The sequence below is a fragment of the Campylobacter sp. P0103 genome, from assembly GCF_002139545.1.
Classification (GTDB): Bacteria; Campylobacterota; Campylobacteria; order Campylobacterales; family Campylobacteraceae; genus Campylobacter; species Campylobacter devanensis.
This window is the reverse complement of record NZ_MJKG01000001.1, coordinates 271,689-288,211: the sequence shown is the minus strand read 5'-3', so window position 1 is coordinate 288,211 and position 16,523 is coordinate 271,689. Positions and strand designations below refer to the sequence as shown.

18 protein-coding genes are annotated in these 16,523 nt (G+C 32.2%); 9 read left to right on the top strand and 9 right to left on the bottom strand.

Features of this window, described 5'->3' with window-relative positions; genetic code table 11:
• Positions 1-225 precede the first annotated feature (225 nt).
• Complete coding sequence (locus CIGNP103_RS01480) at positions 226-435, top strand: hypothetical protein (RefSeq protein ID WP_086241213.1); 210 nt, start codon at positions 226-228, stop codon at positions 433-435.
• Between the two features lie 80 nt (positions 436-515).
• Positions 516-806, top strand: a complete 291-nt coding sequence (locus tag CIGNP103_RS01475) for a 4'-phosphopantetheinyl transferase superfamily protein (RefSeq protein ID WP_180382819.1) — start codon at positions 516-518, stop codon at positions 804-806.
• Between the two features lie 38 nt (positions 807-844).
• Here the strand turns inward: CIGNP103_RS01475 and CIGNP103_RS01470 are convergent, their stop codons facing one another.
• On the bottom strand, positions 845-1,891 hold the full coding sequence (locus tag CIGNP103_RS01470) for a dehypoxanthine futalosine cyclase (protein WP_086227153.1): 1,047 nt from the start codon (positions 1,889-1,891) through the stop codon (positions 845-847).
• Positions 1,892-2,104: 213 nt separating this feature from the next.
• On the opposite strand from CIGNP103_RS01470, the gene CIGNP103_RS01465 reads away from it, so the two are divergent.
• Positions 2,105-3,301: an MFS transporter gene (locus CIGNP103_RS01465; protein ID WP_086268450.1), complete on the top strand. Its 1,197-nt coding sequence runs from the start codon at positions 2,105-2,107 to the stop codon at positions 3,299-3,301.
• Here CIGNP103_RS01465 and CIGNP103_RS01460 read toward each other — a convergent pair.
• Complete coding sequence (locus CIGNP103_RS01460; RefSeq protein WP_086268449.1) at positions 3,286-4,083, bottom strand: CheR family methyltransferase; 798 nt, start codon at positions 4,081-4,083, stop codon at positions 3,286-3,288. The genes CIGNP103_RS01465 and CIGNP103_RS01460 overlap by 16 nt on opposite strands.
• Positions 4,080-4,643, bottom strand: a complete 564-nt coding sequence (locus CIGNP103_RS01455; RefSeq protein WP_086227150.1) for a CheB methylesterase domain-containing protein — start codon at positions 4,641-4,643, stop codon at positions 4,080-4,082. The genes CIGNP103_RS01460 and CIGNP103_RS01455 overlap by 4 nt, the downstream gene beginning before the upstream one ends.
• 114 nt (positions 4,644-4,757) lie before the next feature.
• On the opposite strand from CIGNP103_RS01455, the gene CIGNP103_RS01450 reads away from it, so the two are divergent.
• The 6 genes from CIGNP103_RS01450 (at position 4,758) to CIGNP103_RS01425 (ending at position 10,663) form a co-directional block, all read left to right on the top strand.
• Entirely contained in the window at positions 4,758-6,596 is a 1,839-nt protein-coding gene (locus tag CIGNP103_RS01450) for a flagellar assembly protein A (RefSeq protein ID WP_086238847.1), read from the top strand.
• Positions 6,593-7,144: a Holliday junction branch migration protein RuvA gene (gene ruvA, locus CIGNP103_RS01445; protein ID WP_086268448.1), complete on the top strand. Its 552-nt coding sequence runs from the start codon at positions 6,593-6,595 to the stop codon at positions 7,142-7,144. The genes CIGNP103_RS01450 and ruvA overlap by 4 nt, the downstream gene beginning before the upstream one ends.
• A 9-nt stretch (positions 7,145-7,153) precedes the next feature.
• Positions 7,154-8,191 carry a D-alanine--D-alanine ligase gene (locus CIGNP103_RS01440; RefSeq protein WP_086268447.1) on the top strand — a complete coding sequence of 346 codons (1,038 nt, stop codon included), beginning with the start codon at positions 7,154-7,156 and terminating at the stop codon, positions 8,189-8,191.
• Between the two features lie 99 nt (positions 8,192-8,290).
• Entirely contained in the window at positions 8,291-8,509 is a 219-nt protein-coding gene (locus CIGNP103_RS01435) for a prevent-host-death protein (protein WP_086224296.1), read from the top strand.
• Between the two features lies 1 nt (position 8,510).
• Positions 8,511-9,242 carry an alpha/beta fold hydrolase gene (locus tag CIGNP103_RS01430; protein WP_086238844.1) on the top strand — a complete coding sequence of 244 codons (732 nt, stop codon included), beginning with the start codon at positions 8,511-8,513 and terminating at the stop codon, positions 9,240-9,242.
• Positions 9,242-10,663, top strand: coding sequence for a Mur ligase family protein (locus tag CIGNP103_RS01425; RefSeq protein WP_086268446.1), 1,422 nt, complete (start codon positions 9,242-9,244; stop codon positions 10,661-10,663). The genes CIGNP103_RS01430 and CIGNP103_RS01425 overlap by 1 nt, the downstream gene beginning before the upstream one ends.
• A 7-nt stretch (positions 10,664-10,670) precedes the next feature.
• On the opposite strand, the gene CIGNP103_RS01420 is transcribed toward CIGNP103_RS01425, so the two are convergent.
• From CIGNP103_RS01420 to mqnE, 6 genes are read right to left on the bottom strand one after another with little or no spacing between them, the layout of a single operon-like run.
• Positions 10,671-11,333, bottom strand: a complete 663-nt coding sequence (locus CIGNP103_RS01420; protein WP_086242816.1) for a pilus assembly FimT family protein — start codon at positions 11,331-11,333, stop codon at positions 10,671-10,673.
• Positions 11,321-12,505, bottom strand: coding sequence for a hypothetical protein (locus CIGNP103_RS01415; protein ID WP_180380189.1), 1,185 nt, complete (start codon positions 12,503-12,505; stop codon positions 11,321-11,323). The genes CIGNP103_RS01420 and CIGNP103_RS01415 overlap by 13 nt, the downstream gene beginning before the upstream one ends.
• Positions 12,489-13,634: an MFS transporter gene (locus CIGNP103_RS01410; RefSeq protein WP_236847403.1), complete on the bottom strand. Its 1,146-nt coding sequence runs from the start codon at positions 13,632-13,634 to the stop codon at positions 12,489-12,491. Before CIGNP103_RS01410 ends, CIGNP103_RS01415 begins: the two co-directional genes overlap by 17 nt.
• The gene (locus tag CIGNP103_RS01405) at positions 13,635-14,078 is read right to left on the bottom strand and encodes a phosphoribosyltransferase (protein WP_086238842.1); all 444 of its coding nucleotides are present in this window, start codon (positions 14,076-14,078) and stop codon (positions 13,635-13,637) included. It lies immediately after the preceding gene.
• A 4-nt stretch (positions 14,079-14,082) separates the two neighbouring features.
• Positions 14,083-15,405, bottom strand: a complete 1,323-nt coding sequence (locus tag CIGNP103_RS01400) for an NCS2 family permease (protein ID WP_086229102.1) — start codon at positions 15,403-15,405, stop codon at positions 14,083-14,085.
• Between the two features lie 8 nt (positions 15,406-15,413).
• A complete protein-coding gene (gene mqnE, locus CIGNP103_RS01395; RefSeq protein ID WP_179187313.1) occupies positions 15,414-16,502 on the bottom strand; it encodes an aminofutalosine synthase MqnE in 1,089 nt (362 codons plus the stop codon).
• Positions 16,503-16,523: the final 21 nt, after the last annotated feature.

Genomic DNA, 16,523 nt, shown 5'->3' with positions numbered 1-16,523 from the left:
TTAGTAGTTCTAAGCTATTGTAGTTTTATAGAACTGCTAAAGAAAATGCTAAACAAAAATGATTGGAATTTTGTTGATTTTAGCATTTGGTAGTTATAGCATATTTAAGCTTATTATTGTCATTATTTTTAGCTTTTTATGTGGGCTTAGTGGTGGATTTTTAATATTTGATGAGATAACACTTTTTTTGGATTTATTTTAGCTAGTACTATTGGGGTGGATTATGTGCTGTTTGCTAGTAATTTAAATTTGGCTTTGCGTGAGAGATATTTTGGTATTATTTTGGCTAGTTTAACTAGTATTATATCTTTTGGAATGCTTGGTTTTAGTAATACTTATGCAGTGTTTAGTTTTGGAGTTAGTACGGCTTTGTGTATGTTTTTGTTAGCATATTTTGCTCTTTTGTATGCTACTTATAATAGCAAGATTAAGTAATGAAAATTTGGTATCTTAAATTTGTTTTAGATAAATTTGAGTGATATACCTCATTAAGCCATAGCGATAATTGTGCTATTTTGGCTATTAGCACTACTAGGGTAGGGGTAGATTTAGAGTTGATAAAAGATAGAAATTTTAGCGCTCATATAGATTTTTGTTTTAGTAAAGAACAAAGATTAAGGGTTGCTAACTCTAAAAATCAACTGATTGAATTTTATAAAATTTGGACATTAAAAGAGGCTAGGGTAAAGCTTTTAAATTTAGGATTTTATGCGCTTGATATGGCTAGCGATGAGAGTTTGGGAGCTTTTGGAGAGATTATAAAATGTAGCGATAAAAGCTTTATTTATAGTGTTGCAATATTTTAAAATTTTTAAATTTATTGGTAAATTTAAAAAAGAAGAGATTAAAATCTCTCCAAAATATCATAATTTGTATTTCGTTTAGCTGGAAATTCGCCAATATCTTTGATAAGCTCTATCATTTGGGCTTGACTCATTCTATAGCTAGCACCTGCTGCTTTTACAACATTTTCTTCCATCATTGTACTACCAAGATCGTTTGCACCAAATTTAAGGGCTAATTGTCCTATATATGAGCCTTGTGTAACCCAGCTACTTTGTATATTTTTAAAGTTATCTAAAAATAGTCGTGATACGGCTAGTAGGCGTAGATACCTATTTGGTGATTGCTTTTTAATGTGGGGATGCTCGGCAATGAGCTTAGTATTAGCTGATTGAAAACTCCATAAAATAAACGCTCTAAAGCCACCAGTCTCATCTTGAAGAGTACGGATTTTATCTAAATGTTCTACAATCTCTTCATCGCTCTCAACTGTACCAAACATCATTGTTGCTGTACTTTTTAGACCAATTTTATGAGCCTTTTGATGCACCTCTAGCCAGGTGCTGCTAGAGCATTTTTTAGGTGAAATGATATCACGAACTCTATCGCTTAAAATTTCAGCTCCAGCTCCTGGAATACTGTATAATCCAGCATTTTTTAATCTTAAAAGAACCTCTGGAATCGAAATTTTAGAGACTCTTGCGATATAATCTATCTCTACAGCTGAGAAACCGTGGATATCAATATTTGGATATTTTGTAGCAATGTGAGAGACTAGCTCTTCATACCATTGTATTTTTAATTTTGGATGGACGCCACCTTGAAATAAAATTTGAGTCCCACCAATTGCAATTAATTCATCTATTTTGCGATCGATTTCATCAAAGCTTAGTAGATAAGCATCCTCTTCATTAACATGTTTATAAAAGGCACAAAATTTACAATCAACCCAGCAGGTATTGGTGTAGTTAATATTTCTATCGACAATGAATGTTGTAATTTTTTCAGGGTGTAGCTGTAATTTTTTAGCACTGGCTAACTCTCCAAGCTCTCTTAAATCTCCATTTTTGATAAGGTCTAGAGCCTCATCAACACTTAATCTACTCACTTAATTTCCTTAAAATTTTTGTAGCGTATTGTATCAAAAACTGGCAAAATTCAAGCTTATTCAAATTGTAAAGAGAGCGTAATTAAAGAAAATCAAAACTTCTCTTGTTGTCTCATTAATGCTATTTACTGTATTTTATTATTTTTTTATTTGTAAATATGTATTATTGCACTTTAAATTAAAGTGGTTAAATAATCAAAACAAGGTTGATAATTGAAAAAATATTATATTTTACTTCGATATAAACCAAATTTAAGAATATTAAGTTCAGTGCAGCTTATATGTTATTTTGGTATGTGGTTTTCTCATACAGGGATTTTTGCTTTGCTTATTGAGCTTGATGCACCTGTGTGGGCTATTACTTTAGCTGCTGCAATGGCATTTATCCCAAATGTATTACTAGCACCAATAAATGGTGTTATTGTGGATAAATTTAGCCCTAAAAAATTAATGATGTTTATGCTTTTTATAGAGATTATTACTGTTTTTATGCTGATTTTTATAGATGATATTTCGTTGCTTTGGTTGCTTTTTATTATTATTTTTGTGCGGATGGGTGTTGGGGTTGTCTATTTTCAAACTGAGATGAGTCTACTACCAAATTTGATGACTAAAAAAAATTTAAAATTAGCTAATGAGATTCATTCTATCATTTGGGCAGTCTCATATACTGCTGGAATGGGGTTAGCTGGGATTTTTATCCACTATTTTGGGATAAAGGCGTCATTTTTGTTTGATTTTGGACTTTATATTGTGGGGTTAGGTCTTATTAGTAGGCTTAAAGCACCAGTAGTTATTAAAACAACTAGTCAAAATATTTTTAATATGATGAAAGATGGGCTAGGGTATATAAAGGCAAATCCAATTTTAATGCATATAATATTTTTGCATTCATTTGTTGGGGTAACTGCGTATGATAATCTAGTAGCATTAATGGCAAAGTATCAGTATAAGGAGATTATGAGTATTTCTCTTATAATTGGTTTTATGAATATGACTAGGGCGATTTCTTTAGTAGTTGGGCCTATGATTTTGAGCAAATTTATAGATAATAAAACACTGATATGGTTATTTATTGGGGAATTTTTAGGTATTGGGTTGTGGTCTGTGTTGCAGTTTGATTATTATTTAGGGTTAATTGGGCTAGTAGCGGCTGGATTTTGTACATCTACACTATGGTCATATACTTTTACAATGTTACAAAATAGCTGTGATAAGAGATTTTATGGTAGAGTAATAGCCTATAAGGATATGGTATATTATTTGGTATCTGCTACCATATCCTTTATGATTGGGATACTTTATGAAAGTGGTATAAGTTTAGCGATGATTACCTTTTTAATGGCAGTTATATTTTTATTTGGTGCTTTATATTATTTTATTATATATAGGCGTTATACCTTTTCATAGTATGTACCTGATAGATCTATTATTTTGTTATATAGATCGCAGTATGGTACCAAATCAGCACTACCAAAGTAAATTCGCCCATGTGGCTTTAAAATTTTGGCAAATCGCTCAATAGTTAAAAGTCGGTAATTCTCATCAAAATATATCATCATATTTCTAGATAAAATAATATCAAACTGCCCAAGTGCAAAGAGTGAATCATTAAATATATTTATAGTTTTAAATTCAATCATTGGCATTAGTTCTTGCTTAATTTTATAATCAGAATTGACTTTTTTAAAATATATCTCTTTTTGAGATTGCCTAATATTTTTGACTGATCGTTCGTTATAAATTCCCTCTTTGCATTTTTGAATCATATCAGAGTTTATATCAATTCCAGTGATTTTTAGACGGTATTTATCAATTCCAATGGTTTTAGCTAAAATTCCAAGCGAATACACCTCTTCTCCGCTACTACATGGAGCGCATAAAATTTTAACTGTATTACCACTTATGCTTAGAGTATTGGCATATTGCATAGCTGAGTTTAGCTGATTTAGCTCACGCATAAAATATGTCTCATTTATGGTTATTAAATTTAAAAGTTCTTGTCTAAAGATCTTATCATGCTGAAATTTGCCACACAAGGTATGCATACTATCTATCTTTTTATGTTTGGCAAAATGAGCTATTTTGTTTTTTACAATCTCTTTTTTGCTTATTAAATCATTGCCGCTGTATTTTTTAGTTAGCTCGATAAATTCTAAAAGATCATTAATACTGCATTCAAAGTCGCTCATATGATAAACCTTTGCAAATTTGTTCTAATCATATCTAAATTGGCAATTTCTAAATTTGGATTTATATCTTTAGCACGCCTAGGCATTCCATAAACTATAGCTGATTGCTCATTTTCTGCTATACATTTTGCACCAGCTTTATATAGTTCATTTAATCCACTAGCACCATCATCGCCAATGCCAGTTAGCAGTATTCCCATTACATCAATTACTTTGCAAATTGGTACAGCCGATTTAAATAACATATTTACATTTGGATTATATGTAGTAGTAATTCCGCTTTGATCAATATTTGCAGTTGGGATTTGAGAATTTAAAATAATGCTATTTTGCTCACAGATATAGATTTTGTTTTTTAGTGTTACTTTATTATTTAGCAACTCAACTTCTGAGTTTAGCTCTTGGCTAAGCCTATTAGCAAAAGAGCCAACAAAATTTTTACTCATATGTTGAGCGATAATAATGGAGGCATATGATGGCAAAGTAATACCAGTTAGAAGCTTTTTTAGATGACCTGGACCGCCAGTGGATGCACCGATTAAAATTAGCTTTTGTTTCAAATTACACTCCAAAAATTAGATTTTAAAAGTATAATATATTTAGGCTTAAAAGCCGTTTTATCTTTTTTAGCTATAATTGCTAAATTTAAAAAAGTAATTCACAAGGTTTTATAGATGGTAGAAGATAGCAAGAACCCTTTTGATGATTTTAATGCCGTTTCTAGAAGTATGGGAGTACCGCCAGAATATTTAGATTTTGATATTTTAGAGATTTATACCAGCTATAAAAATAACCCACAAAGCGATATGGCTTTAGCTACTGATATGAGTATATTTGATGATGATGCATTTTTTGTCGATGAGAAGTTATTTATCATTCAATCTTATAAGGTTAAATTTTATGATATTAGAAAAGAGAGTAGGGCTCACCTACCTAAAATTAGTCTAGGAGCCAATCGAACTGGTACCAAGGTTGCTGTCACGATAAAAGAAGATACATTAGCAAAGTATACACCAACATTTGAAAAAGAACTAGTAAATGCAATATATAAAAAGATGCTAAAGGCTGGATTTTTAATCGGTATTAGAGATCATGGTTTTAGAAAAAAAATATCCAAATTAACCTCAATCTTAAGAATCAAAGAGATAATAGATAAATCTGAAACTATAGTAATTGCTACTGGAGTAGAACCAGAACCATCTACAGATGATAAGCTAATTAAATACTATAAAAATAATGGCAAAGAAGATACTGGTGATGATAAGACCAAAGGCAGAAGAGATATAGATAGGGGATTTTTACATAGTGTTTTAGAAGGTGATTTAATAATGGAATACCTAAAACCAATACGCGGTAAACATGGTAAAAATCTAAAAGGCCAAGTAATTCCAGTTGATGATCCAAAAACTACCCAAGAGGTTCAAATAACCGTTGGACCAAATATTAAAGTAGATGAGGTTGTAGATTGTATCAAATATATCGCTTTAAAAAGCGGTTATGTAAGTGAAGAGAATAATAAATTTGATATTAAAGAAGAATTAGATGTAAATGCGATAAATTTAAAATCAACCGGTTCGATTACTACTGATTTAGCATCTGATGTAAAGATAAATGTCAAGGAGAGCAATTACTTAAAAGATGCTATTGGCGCTGGAATGAAAGTTGAGACTACTGAAGTAAGAGCTAGTGGAAATGTAGGTCCTGATGCAGTTATAAAGGCTAAAACCGTAGTAATTGAGGGCAATACTCACGCCCAATCAAAGATATATGCGCAAAATGCAAATATCTCGTTACATATGGGATTTTTAGAGTGTGATGAGGCTCGCATAGATAGATTAGAAGGTGGCAGAGTGCGAGCCAAGGTAGTTCATCTAAATCGTGTTTTAGGCGGAGATATAGAAGCCGATGAGATATATATACAGACTTTGCACTCAAACTCAACGCTAAAAGCTTCAGCATTGATTAGTCTTGAAGAGTTAAAAGGTGATAATAATAAATTTATTGTTGATGTTAAGAATGTACTAAATGCAAATGGGGATATAACCGCTCATAGCGCAAGAATGAAAGTTTTAGAAGATGAATTAAAAGCACTTCCAAAAGAGCTTGAATTTAAAAGAAATATAATCGATAGTAATAAACATTCTATCAATATGATAAAAGAGCGCCTTATGCAAATGAGACAAGAAGGCGCTACTCCACCAGCTGCATTTTTGAAAAAATTAAAAGATTTTCAAGGATTGGTAGCCGAGTATAATCAAATTTTAAAAAGCATAAATTCTAAGCAATCAGAATTAGCAACACTAAAAGATGAATTAGTAAGTATGGAGAGTATAATCTTTAATGCTAAAATTATAAATAGGGATCGTTGGACTGAGTTAAATGAGATTAAATTTAAACTTATTGAACCGCCAATTGATATAAAATACAGCACTAAAGAGAATGAGATTATTAGAGTAATGACTCTCAAAGCTGGCGTGAATGGATATGAGATAAAAAGGTCAAATGAGATATGATAAAGGCAATCGAAGGGTTAATTACAAAAAAAGAACCAACTCAGCTTTGGATAAAGTGCTCTGGAATCACGTATGGAGTAAATATATCTTTATTTACTAGTGCAGCTTTGCAAAAGGGAGAAAATATAGAGTTATATATTACGCAGATTATTAGAGAAGATGCAAATTTATTATATGGATTTTTAAAAGAGAGTGAACAAAGAATATTTGAACTGCTTTTAAAAGTTAATGGTATTGGTGCTTCTACTGCGATGGCGGTTTGTTCATCTCTTAATCCTGATGAATTTAGCGCTGCTGTTATAAATGGGGATGATGCTGTACTAAAGCGAGTTCCAGGGATTGGACCAAAAACTGCTAGAACATTAATAGCCCAGTTGAGTGATGCAAAATTAGTCGAGATAAGTAGTGCTAGCAGTAGTAGTAGCGAGGCCTTTATGGCGCTAGAGAGTTTAGGCTTTAAGCGTGATAAAATAAGTGCTGCACTAGCTAAATGTACTAGCAATGATACGGCCTCTTTAATTAAAGAGGCGCTTAAAATATTGGCTTAAAGGATAGTGATGAATTATGGTATAGTTTTTGGTGGGGCAAGCTGGGAGCATGAGATTAGCATTGTTTCTGCTGTAGCAATCAAAAAAGCGCTAAAAGCAGATTTACAATTTATATTTGTTGATGCTAATAGAGAGTTTTATCTAATCAATCCAAGCGATATGAGAGCAAATTTTTTTAGCTCTCAAAAATATAAAAAATGTAAAAAACTCTATCTAAGGCATGGTGGATTTGTAACTCATGGAATATTTGGAGTTAAAGAAATTAGCGTAGATTGTTATATAAATTTAATTCATGGTTGTGATGGCGAAGATGGTAAAATAGCTGGAATGTTTGAGTTTTATTCACTTAAATTTATTGGCCCACGACTTGAGGCAAGCGTAATGAGCTACTCAAAGGTTTTGACTAAGTTATTAGCACTAAAATGCGGAGTTAAAACGCTAGAATATGAGGTGATTAATAGGGATCAAAAGCCAAATTTACCATTGCCATACATTCTAAAACCTTCCCATCTTGGCAGTAGTATTGGTGTAAGTGTTGTAAGCAATGAAAAAGAGCTTGATTATGCATTAGATGTTGGATTTGAATTTGATAGTGAGATTTTAGTTGAGCCGTTTATAGATGGAGTTAGGGAGTTTAATTTAGCCGGATTTAGAGTAGGGCAAAATCTCGAGCTATCTATTATCGAAGAGCCTAAAAAAGGCAAAATGCTAGATTTTGAGCAAAAATATATGAGCTTTGCAAGCTCAAGCTCAAATGAGGCTGATATTAGTAAAGAGCTAAAAGATAAGATTAAAGAAGCCTTTAGCAAGATTTATGTCGGCGGTGGATTTGATGGAGCGCTTATTAGATGTGATTTTTTTGTTATTGGCGATGAGGTTTATTTAAATGAGATTAACCCAAATCCGGGCAGTTTGGCTAACTATTTATTTAGCGACTTTAGCGCATCTTTAGCTAGACTTGCAAGCAATATAAAAGTAGAGAAAAAAATCCCAATTGATTATAAATATATTCACTCGATTACTAGTAATAAGGGCAAATTAGCCTAATTTTAGAGCCTTGATTTAAGGCTCTAACTGCTTAATTCATCACTACTAAAGTTAAATTTATGTATAATTTTATGTATAATTCTACATAAAGGGGCATCGATGGCAAAGTTTAGCAAAGATGAAATTTATACTGCCACACAGATGGTGCGAAATTTTAGCTCGATTTTAAATGATATCTCACAGGCTAAAAAAAAGCGTGCCTTCATCGTCAAAAATAACCGCTTTGAAGCGGTGATGATAAATATGGAAGAGTATGAGCGTCTAAGCGAGGCCGTAACGCTGCTAGAAGCAATTTATAATAGAAAAAAAGAGAGCTAAAATGGCGATAAAAGAGATAGAATATAATGGATTAAAATATTCTCTAAGCTATGAAATAATAGGGCAAAATGGAGTTAAAAATATACTGATTTTGCACGGCTGGGGAGCAAATAAAGAGCTGATGAAAAGAGCATTTAGTAAATATTTGAATCAATTTAACTGCGTATATTTAGATCTACCTGGATTTGGGCTTAGTAGTACTTTAGAAGCACCACTTTGTACTAATGATTATGCTAATATCGTGAGCAAATTTATTCGTAGTTTAGGAATTGAGTTTGAGATAGTTATGGGTCATAGCTTTGGTGGAAAGATAGCAGCGCTGTTAAATCCAAGATATTTGATTTTGCTTAGTAGTGCTGGAATAATTAAACAAAAACGCTTTAGCGTGAGAGCAAAAATTGCTATTTTTAAGATTTTAAAGAGTATTGGATTGGGAAGATTTTGGCGAATTTTTGCTACAAAAGATATAAGTGGAATGAGTAAAATAATGTACGAGACGCTTAAAAATGTCGTAGATGAAGATTTTAGCGATATTTTTGCTAGTCTAAACAGTAACGCACTTATTTTTTGGGGGATTAGCGATGATGCTACGCCGCTTAGTAGCGGAGAGAATATAGCTAAATTAATAAAAAATAATCAATTTTATTCGCTTGATGGTGATCATTTCTTTTTCTTGCAGCATAGTAAATACATTGCTAAAATCATAACTGAAACTACTAAAAAGGATCGATAATGATTATAGAATTAGTAATCTCAACTATTGCTAAATTTGGTTTTACTATGGCACTTGGATACTATTTAATTAGCGCTTTGCAGTGGTTTAGTTATAAAATTAAGCGAGTGATTTTTCACTATACTAAACCGATGTGGCATATATATTTTATCGTTTTACCGCTATTTATAATGGCGTTTTGCTGGCATTATGTCTATCAAATTTGCTTAGCAGTAATTTATATATCTCTTTTAGCTTTGTGGGCGTATCGATTGGATAAGAGGGTTGTAATGACTGCTAGAGTGAAGCGGTATTTTGCTTTTTTGATTGCTGGTTTTGTATTATTTACTTTTTGCCCATATAGCCAAAATGCTATTTATCATACAATTTTTAGTATTATTTTTTCATTGATTTTAAGTGGTTTGAGTGAAAAAATTATAGCTATTAGATACAAAAAAATCGCTAAGACAAAGCTAAATTCAATGAGTGATTTAAAAATTATTTTAGTAACGGCAAGTTTTGGTAAAACAAGTATTAAAAACTTTATCTATGATATAGCTAGCAAGGAGTTAAAAACTCATAAAACTCCACGAAGTGTAAATACATTGCTTGGAATTATTCGTGATATTAATGAAAATTTACCAAGTGATTGCCAGATTTATATTGTTGAGGCTGGGGCTAGGTTGCGCGGTGATATTGATGAGATTGTTAAATTTATAAATCCTCATATTGTGGTGATTGGGCAGATCGGTGGGGCACATTTAGAGTATTTTGGCTCGCTTGATGAAGTAAGAACTGCTAAGCTTGAAGCATTAAATTCAAACCGTCTAGCTACTTGTATAGCTCATAGTTCTACAAATTTACAAGGCAAAGCAGTAATTTATGATGAACTAATTAGCGGGGTCAAAAGTAGTCTTGATGGGGTTGAGTTTGATATGAAATTAAATAATCAAAAGAGCCATTTTAGCGCTAAAGTACTTGGCGAATTTAATAGTTATAACCTTGGAGCTGCATTATTGGCCGCTAGTGCTGTTGGGGTTAAAAATTTAAGCTTAGATAACATAAAGAGTGTAGAACATAGGCTTCAAAGAATTGATGCTGGTGGCAAGATTATAATCGATGATAGTTTTAATGGAAATTTGCAAGGAATGATAGCAAGCTATAGATTGGTGAGTGAATTTAAGGGGCGTAAAATCTTGTTAACACCAGGAATTGTTGAGGGTGGAAGCGGAGTAAATCGCAAGCTTTCAAAGGTAATAAACGAAGTCTTTGATATTGTAGTAATAACAAGTGCGTTAAATGAGTCTGAGCTGGTTTTAGATTTAACTAGGCCTGAAGTGGTGCGTCTATTTGACAAATCTAAGATGAGTGAATTTTTAGCACAACATACAATAAGTGGAGATTTGATTTTATTTAGTAATGATGCACCAAGTTTTATATAAATTTATTTTAATTGCTTTTACACTGGATTTGTGGCTTATCAATGCTAATTAATCCAGTGATTGGCTCAAGATTTATATATATACAGTTGCCATTTTGGTGAGTGAGGCGAATTTGGCATGTAGAGGTAATTAGATTATGCGTGGAGTTATCGGCACTTTTTGGATTACCTTTAAATGGTCGTCCAAGATTATCAAAGCTAATTCTAGTTGAGCCACTTTGAGAACAACCACCTAAAAGCTCTACATCATTTAGGTTAAATTTTTCCATCAAATCTAGCTCATCAGTTGGATTAATGGTAGAGATTCCAGCGTGTGAGACTGATAAAACCTTAGCTGGATTTAGCGGATTTTTAGCAATTTCCTTTCCATCTGGACTTCCGCTATATCCTCCACTATCGCTAAAGATTGAATAATATAATACTTTTTTACCAGCAACTGTTTTAGTGAAGTAAATTTGCCATCTAGATTTAGTCCAGTTTTTATCTTCTGGGTTAAATTTATCATCTGTGAGTGCTAAAAACTGCGTATATCTTATATGGCTAGCAACTTGATTTGCTGCTCGTGCTAGGTCATCATTTTTGAAATTTATGGTTGTGATTGAGAGTAAAACACCAATCACAACCATTACAATTACTAATTCAAATAGGCTAAAAGCTTTTATTTTTTGCATAGATAAAATTTAGCTATGGATTTATTAAATTTATATATTTTTATTTGTTCGCATGATTTTTTATAAGTAGTATCTAAATAATAGTTACCGCCCATTGGAATTCCATAAAATTTTAGCCTTAGAGCTAGATTTGGGTTGGTTGAAATAGCAGTAATTTGGCGATCTTTTAGAGCCTTTGCTAGCTCTTTTGCAATGTCATATTTATAGGCAAAGTGATGTTTAGGATTATCTAGAAAAATATATAAATATTGATGAAAAATAATAGCTAAACTATTTAGTGCTAATGTAACTAAAACAATAATACAAATCAACTTATAAAGCACTCTAAAACGTGGTAAGCGTGATCTATATGAACTAAAAAATGTTCTTACCATTGCTGGTACTAAAATCACACAAAATGGTAAAAATAATTCTAATTCTACACGTTGACGCATAGAAAGAAGCAAGCATACACCAAGGGCAGTTAGGCTAATAAACCATAAAAAACTCTTAATTTCTTTAATACAAATTCTATAAATCGTATATATAAAGTATATAAAAAGCAATGGTGAAAATACTGCAGCAAATACCGCTATTGAGTCTAGGAAATATCCACGTGGTTTTCCGCTAGATTCTAAACCATTTAAATAGTACCACGCTATGCAAAAAAATGCACCAATTATGGCAAATTTTTTATCTCTGCTAAAAAGTCCAAATAGCATAATAGCCAGATAAAGTGCGATGAATGGTTTGCTAAAAAATAGACTCAAAGCCAGTATTAAGCTCATTAAGATATACATTTGTCGTTGCTGTAAAAATACTACAATAAGCGTAATAAATATCGCAATACTAGCTTGATTGATTATTAATGCGCTAACTAGTACGCCAGGTAAAAACATATATAAAATTGCAGCTATCACGCAGTCGCTTTGGCGTTTTAGGATTCTTAAAGAAATGATGTAGATTAGTAGTGAGTTTGCAATATGAAGTGTTAAAAATAGACCACGGATTACTATCTCATTATCGCCAAAAATAGAGCTAATATAGCGTAATATAAAACCTAAATTTGAGTTGCTATAATAAATTTGTGCTTCATAATAGCTAATGCTTAATCCGCTCATGCTAAAGATTAAAAGAGCTGAGTTTAAAGCTAGGGCTATAAAAAGCCAAAATAGATTAAGCCTTGATATCACGAATCACCAAAATAAAAAGTAATGAAATAAAGCTAATAACGCTAAGAAGCCATAAAAAGGCATTCCAGCCAAAAGGCATATAAATAAGTCCAGGGATAAAGCTACCAAGCGCTCCGCCAAAATAGTAAAAGCTTACATAAAGACCATTTGAGATTCCTTTATGTGTTGTAGCCATCTTATTTATAAATCCACTAGCAATAGAGTGGGCTATAAAATTTCCAAGACAAAAGACTACCATTGCTACAAAAATAAGTCCAAAACTCTCGATCCTAAAAATTTGAATAGCAATGATAAGGGTTATGATTCCAGCTATTATAGCAGTTATTGGACTGCGAAATAGAGCTGTAATTTTTTTAGTATTAAACGCAACTAAAACACCAATTAAATAGCCAATATATAGCATTCCAGCCTTTGATGAATTATAGTTTTCATCAATTCTAGCTAGTTCAAATGGGATAAAGTTAAGCATCGCTTGAAATGTAAAAAATATCCCAAAAATCATTAAAAATATATAAAGATTATGACGAAGCTTTAGAGTATGGATTACATCTATTAAGTGTGGTTTTAGGTAGCTAGCTTTGATATTTTTGCTAAATTTAAGTAGTAAAATTGAAGCAAAAATAGCAACGCAGCCAATAATAAAGAAAAATGGTCTCCAGCCAAATATATCTGTAAAAAATCCACTTAATGCTCGTCCCATAAATCCACCAATAATAGTAACTCCAATATATATACCAATAGCACTTGCTACATTATCTTTTGATGAAATTTGGCTTATATAGCTCATTATTCCAGTTAGCACAGCAGGGATTAGCAACCCTTGAAATCCTCTAATATTTAATAATAAAAAGTATGAATTAGCAAAGCTAAAAATAATCTCGCTAATACCAAGAAGTAAAAACGCTACGACTAAGATATTTTTAATAGCAATTTTTTCAAGTAGATAGCCATAAAATATTCCAGCAAATGCTAGTGGAGTCATTATCGCAGTAGTAAATAGAGCAGCTTGAGTTTTAGATATACCAAGTTCACTTTCAAATATAGGACCAATTGGCTGGGTTGCATAAAGAATACATAGTGTAAGTCCTGTGCAAAAATAATATATTAAAATCTCAGCTCGCATAATCATCTATTCTAAACTTAAATCCCAAAAAAACTCAATCCAATCATCAGCTTCTTTGATAGTAAAATTAGGTAACATCAAAGCTTTTGGCTTATAAAATATAGTAGCTACAGCAATTTCTAAATTCGGATATAATCTACTGATCTCTTTTTTGATAGCTACCATAGATTCGCCACTATCGATAATATCATCTGTAATTAATACTCTTTTGAATTTGCTTAGATCTGGGATATTGTAGATTTTGACAGTATCTAGCTTTGTAGTATTTTCATAATGTATAGAGTTTAGACTAAAACAATCTCTAATATTAAGCGCATTTGCTAAAAAGTGAGCTAGAGTTAATCCACCTCTAGCAATACCTAAAATAGCCTCTGGATTAAATTCATCTCTAGCTCTTTTAGCTAAAATTTTGGCATCATTTTCAAATGAGCTAAAATCATAATATGTCATATTTTTAGCCTCCAATTATTGATTTAAATAGATTAGGTGCTGAACTAGCAATAAAGGCAAATAGGCTAATAATAGCTAGTGTACTTACGCCTAAATTTAGATCTTCCCATTTTCTTAGTGCTAATTTAATAATAAAATATGATATAAATCCTACGCTCAATCCTATTGTAATAGAGTATGTAAGCGGCATTAATATCACAGTTAAAAATGTTGAAACGCAAATAGCTGGATCTTTGTAGTTGATTTTGCCAAGTTCACTAAACATTAAAATACCTACCATTACAAGTACTGGATAGATAGCATTAGCTGGAATAGAGCCAAATAGTGGTAAGAAAAATAGGGTAAATATAAAAAACATTCCTATAAATACAGCCGTAAGTCCTGTTCTGCCACCAGCTTCTACACCGCTTGCACTCTCTACACATGTTATAATTGTACTTGTACCTATAATGGCTCCACCCATGCCAGCTATTGCGTCGCTTTCTAAATTTTTGGCTAATTTTTTTTCGCCATCAGCGTGTGTAAATAGATTGGCTCTATTTCCAACTCCAGTAAGGGTGCCAATACTATCAAATAGGTGAGTAACAAATAGTGTTAAAACTGCTGGAAGTAAAGAAATTTTAAGAGCTGAGAGAATATCTAACTCCCCAAAAATTGGAGCGATGCTAACAGGTATCGAGATTATCTCTTTTGGTGTTTCATAAATTCCAAATATCCACGCTCCAATTGATGTTACAGCAATTGCCAAAACAAATCCGCCACGCAGTTTTAAAGTCCAAAATAGTATCATAAATATAATCCCTATAACACCAACTAAAACTTTAGGATCGCTAATATTGCCAATAGCAACTTTAGTAGCTGGACTAGCAACTATTAAACCCATTTTAGATAGACCAATAAAACATATAAATGCACCAATACCAGCACTTATAGCACACCTAAGATCTAGTGGGATATTTTTGATAATCCAAAGGCGAAAGTTTGTAAAGCTTAAAATTGTAAATATAGCTGAGCTTATAAATATCGCTCCAAGTGCAGTTTGCCATGGAATTTGCATACCAATTACCATGCTATATGTAAAGTAAACATTTAATCCCATTCCCGTGCTCAGTGCTACTGGTGTGTTAGCCCATAAGCCATTAAAAATAGTTGCTAGAATCGTGATAAGGGCTGTCGCTACCAATAAAGCTTCCTTTGGCATACCAGCATCGCTTAAGATAAGCGCATTAATTGGAACTATGTAAAGTATAGCCAAAAATGTAGTAAGAGCTGCATTTAGCTCGGTTTTTACAGTTGTATTGTTTTGTTTGAGCTTAAATATATCCATATTTCTTTCTAATTGTATATTATAAGTTCATTATATAGGCTATCTCTTTGAACTGGTATAAATCCACTTGTTTGAATTAGCTCTATAAATTCTTTTTGACTTTTACCATTTTTACTTGCTGCTCCAGCACTGCTTTGAATACTCTCTTTTTCTATCGTTCCATCTAAATCATCAGCACCAAATTCTTGTGCTACAAGAGCTAAATTTAAAGTAGAAGTAGCCCAGTATGCCTTGATATGATTTATATTATCAAGCAAGATTCTGCTAATTGCCATTGTCTTTAGTATCTCAACTGAGCCTAAAAATGGGATATTTTTAAGATAGTTATTATCTCTTTGATAAACTAATGGGATAAAAGCATTAAATCCACCGCCGTTATTTAGAGCTAGGGAGCGATCTTGTAGCGAGCGAATTCTAAGGATATGATCGATTCTATGCTCTTTGTTCTCTATATGACCAAATAGCATTGTAGCGTTGCTTTGGCGACCTTTTTGATGCCATAAAGAGTGAATTTTAAGCCAGTTATTACTACTTACTTTGCCTTTGCAAATCTCAGCTCTAATGCCCTCATCAAATATTTCAGCTCCTCCACCAGGCATACTATCCACACCATACTCAATCATCTTTTCTATCACTTCTTTATAGCTGAAGCCATGTTTTCTATGTAGGTAATCAACCTCTGCTGCAGTAAGTGCTTTTATGTGTAAATTTGGATATTTATTTTTTATCATTTTAAATATCTCTAGATACCATTGCCATGATACATTTGGATTGTGAGCAGAGACTATATGTATCTCTTTGGCTCCGTTTAATACGCTTTTATCTACTGCTTCAATAATTTGCTCATAGCTCATTGTATAACTCTTATCAGCGCTTTGTCTATGAGATGAGAAGGCGCAAAATTTACACACATCAGCACATAAATTAGTCGGATTTATATGGCGATTTATATTAAAATATACCTTTTTACCATTTTTAGCTTCTCTGATTTTATTAGCATATTTGCCTAGAGTAAATAGATCTAAATCATAAAGCTTGATAGCATCATCAAATTCCAATCTTTGATTGTTTTCTAACTTGTCTATTAAATTCATAATCCTACCTAAAAAATAAAACTT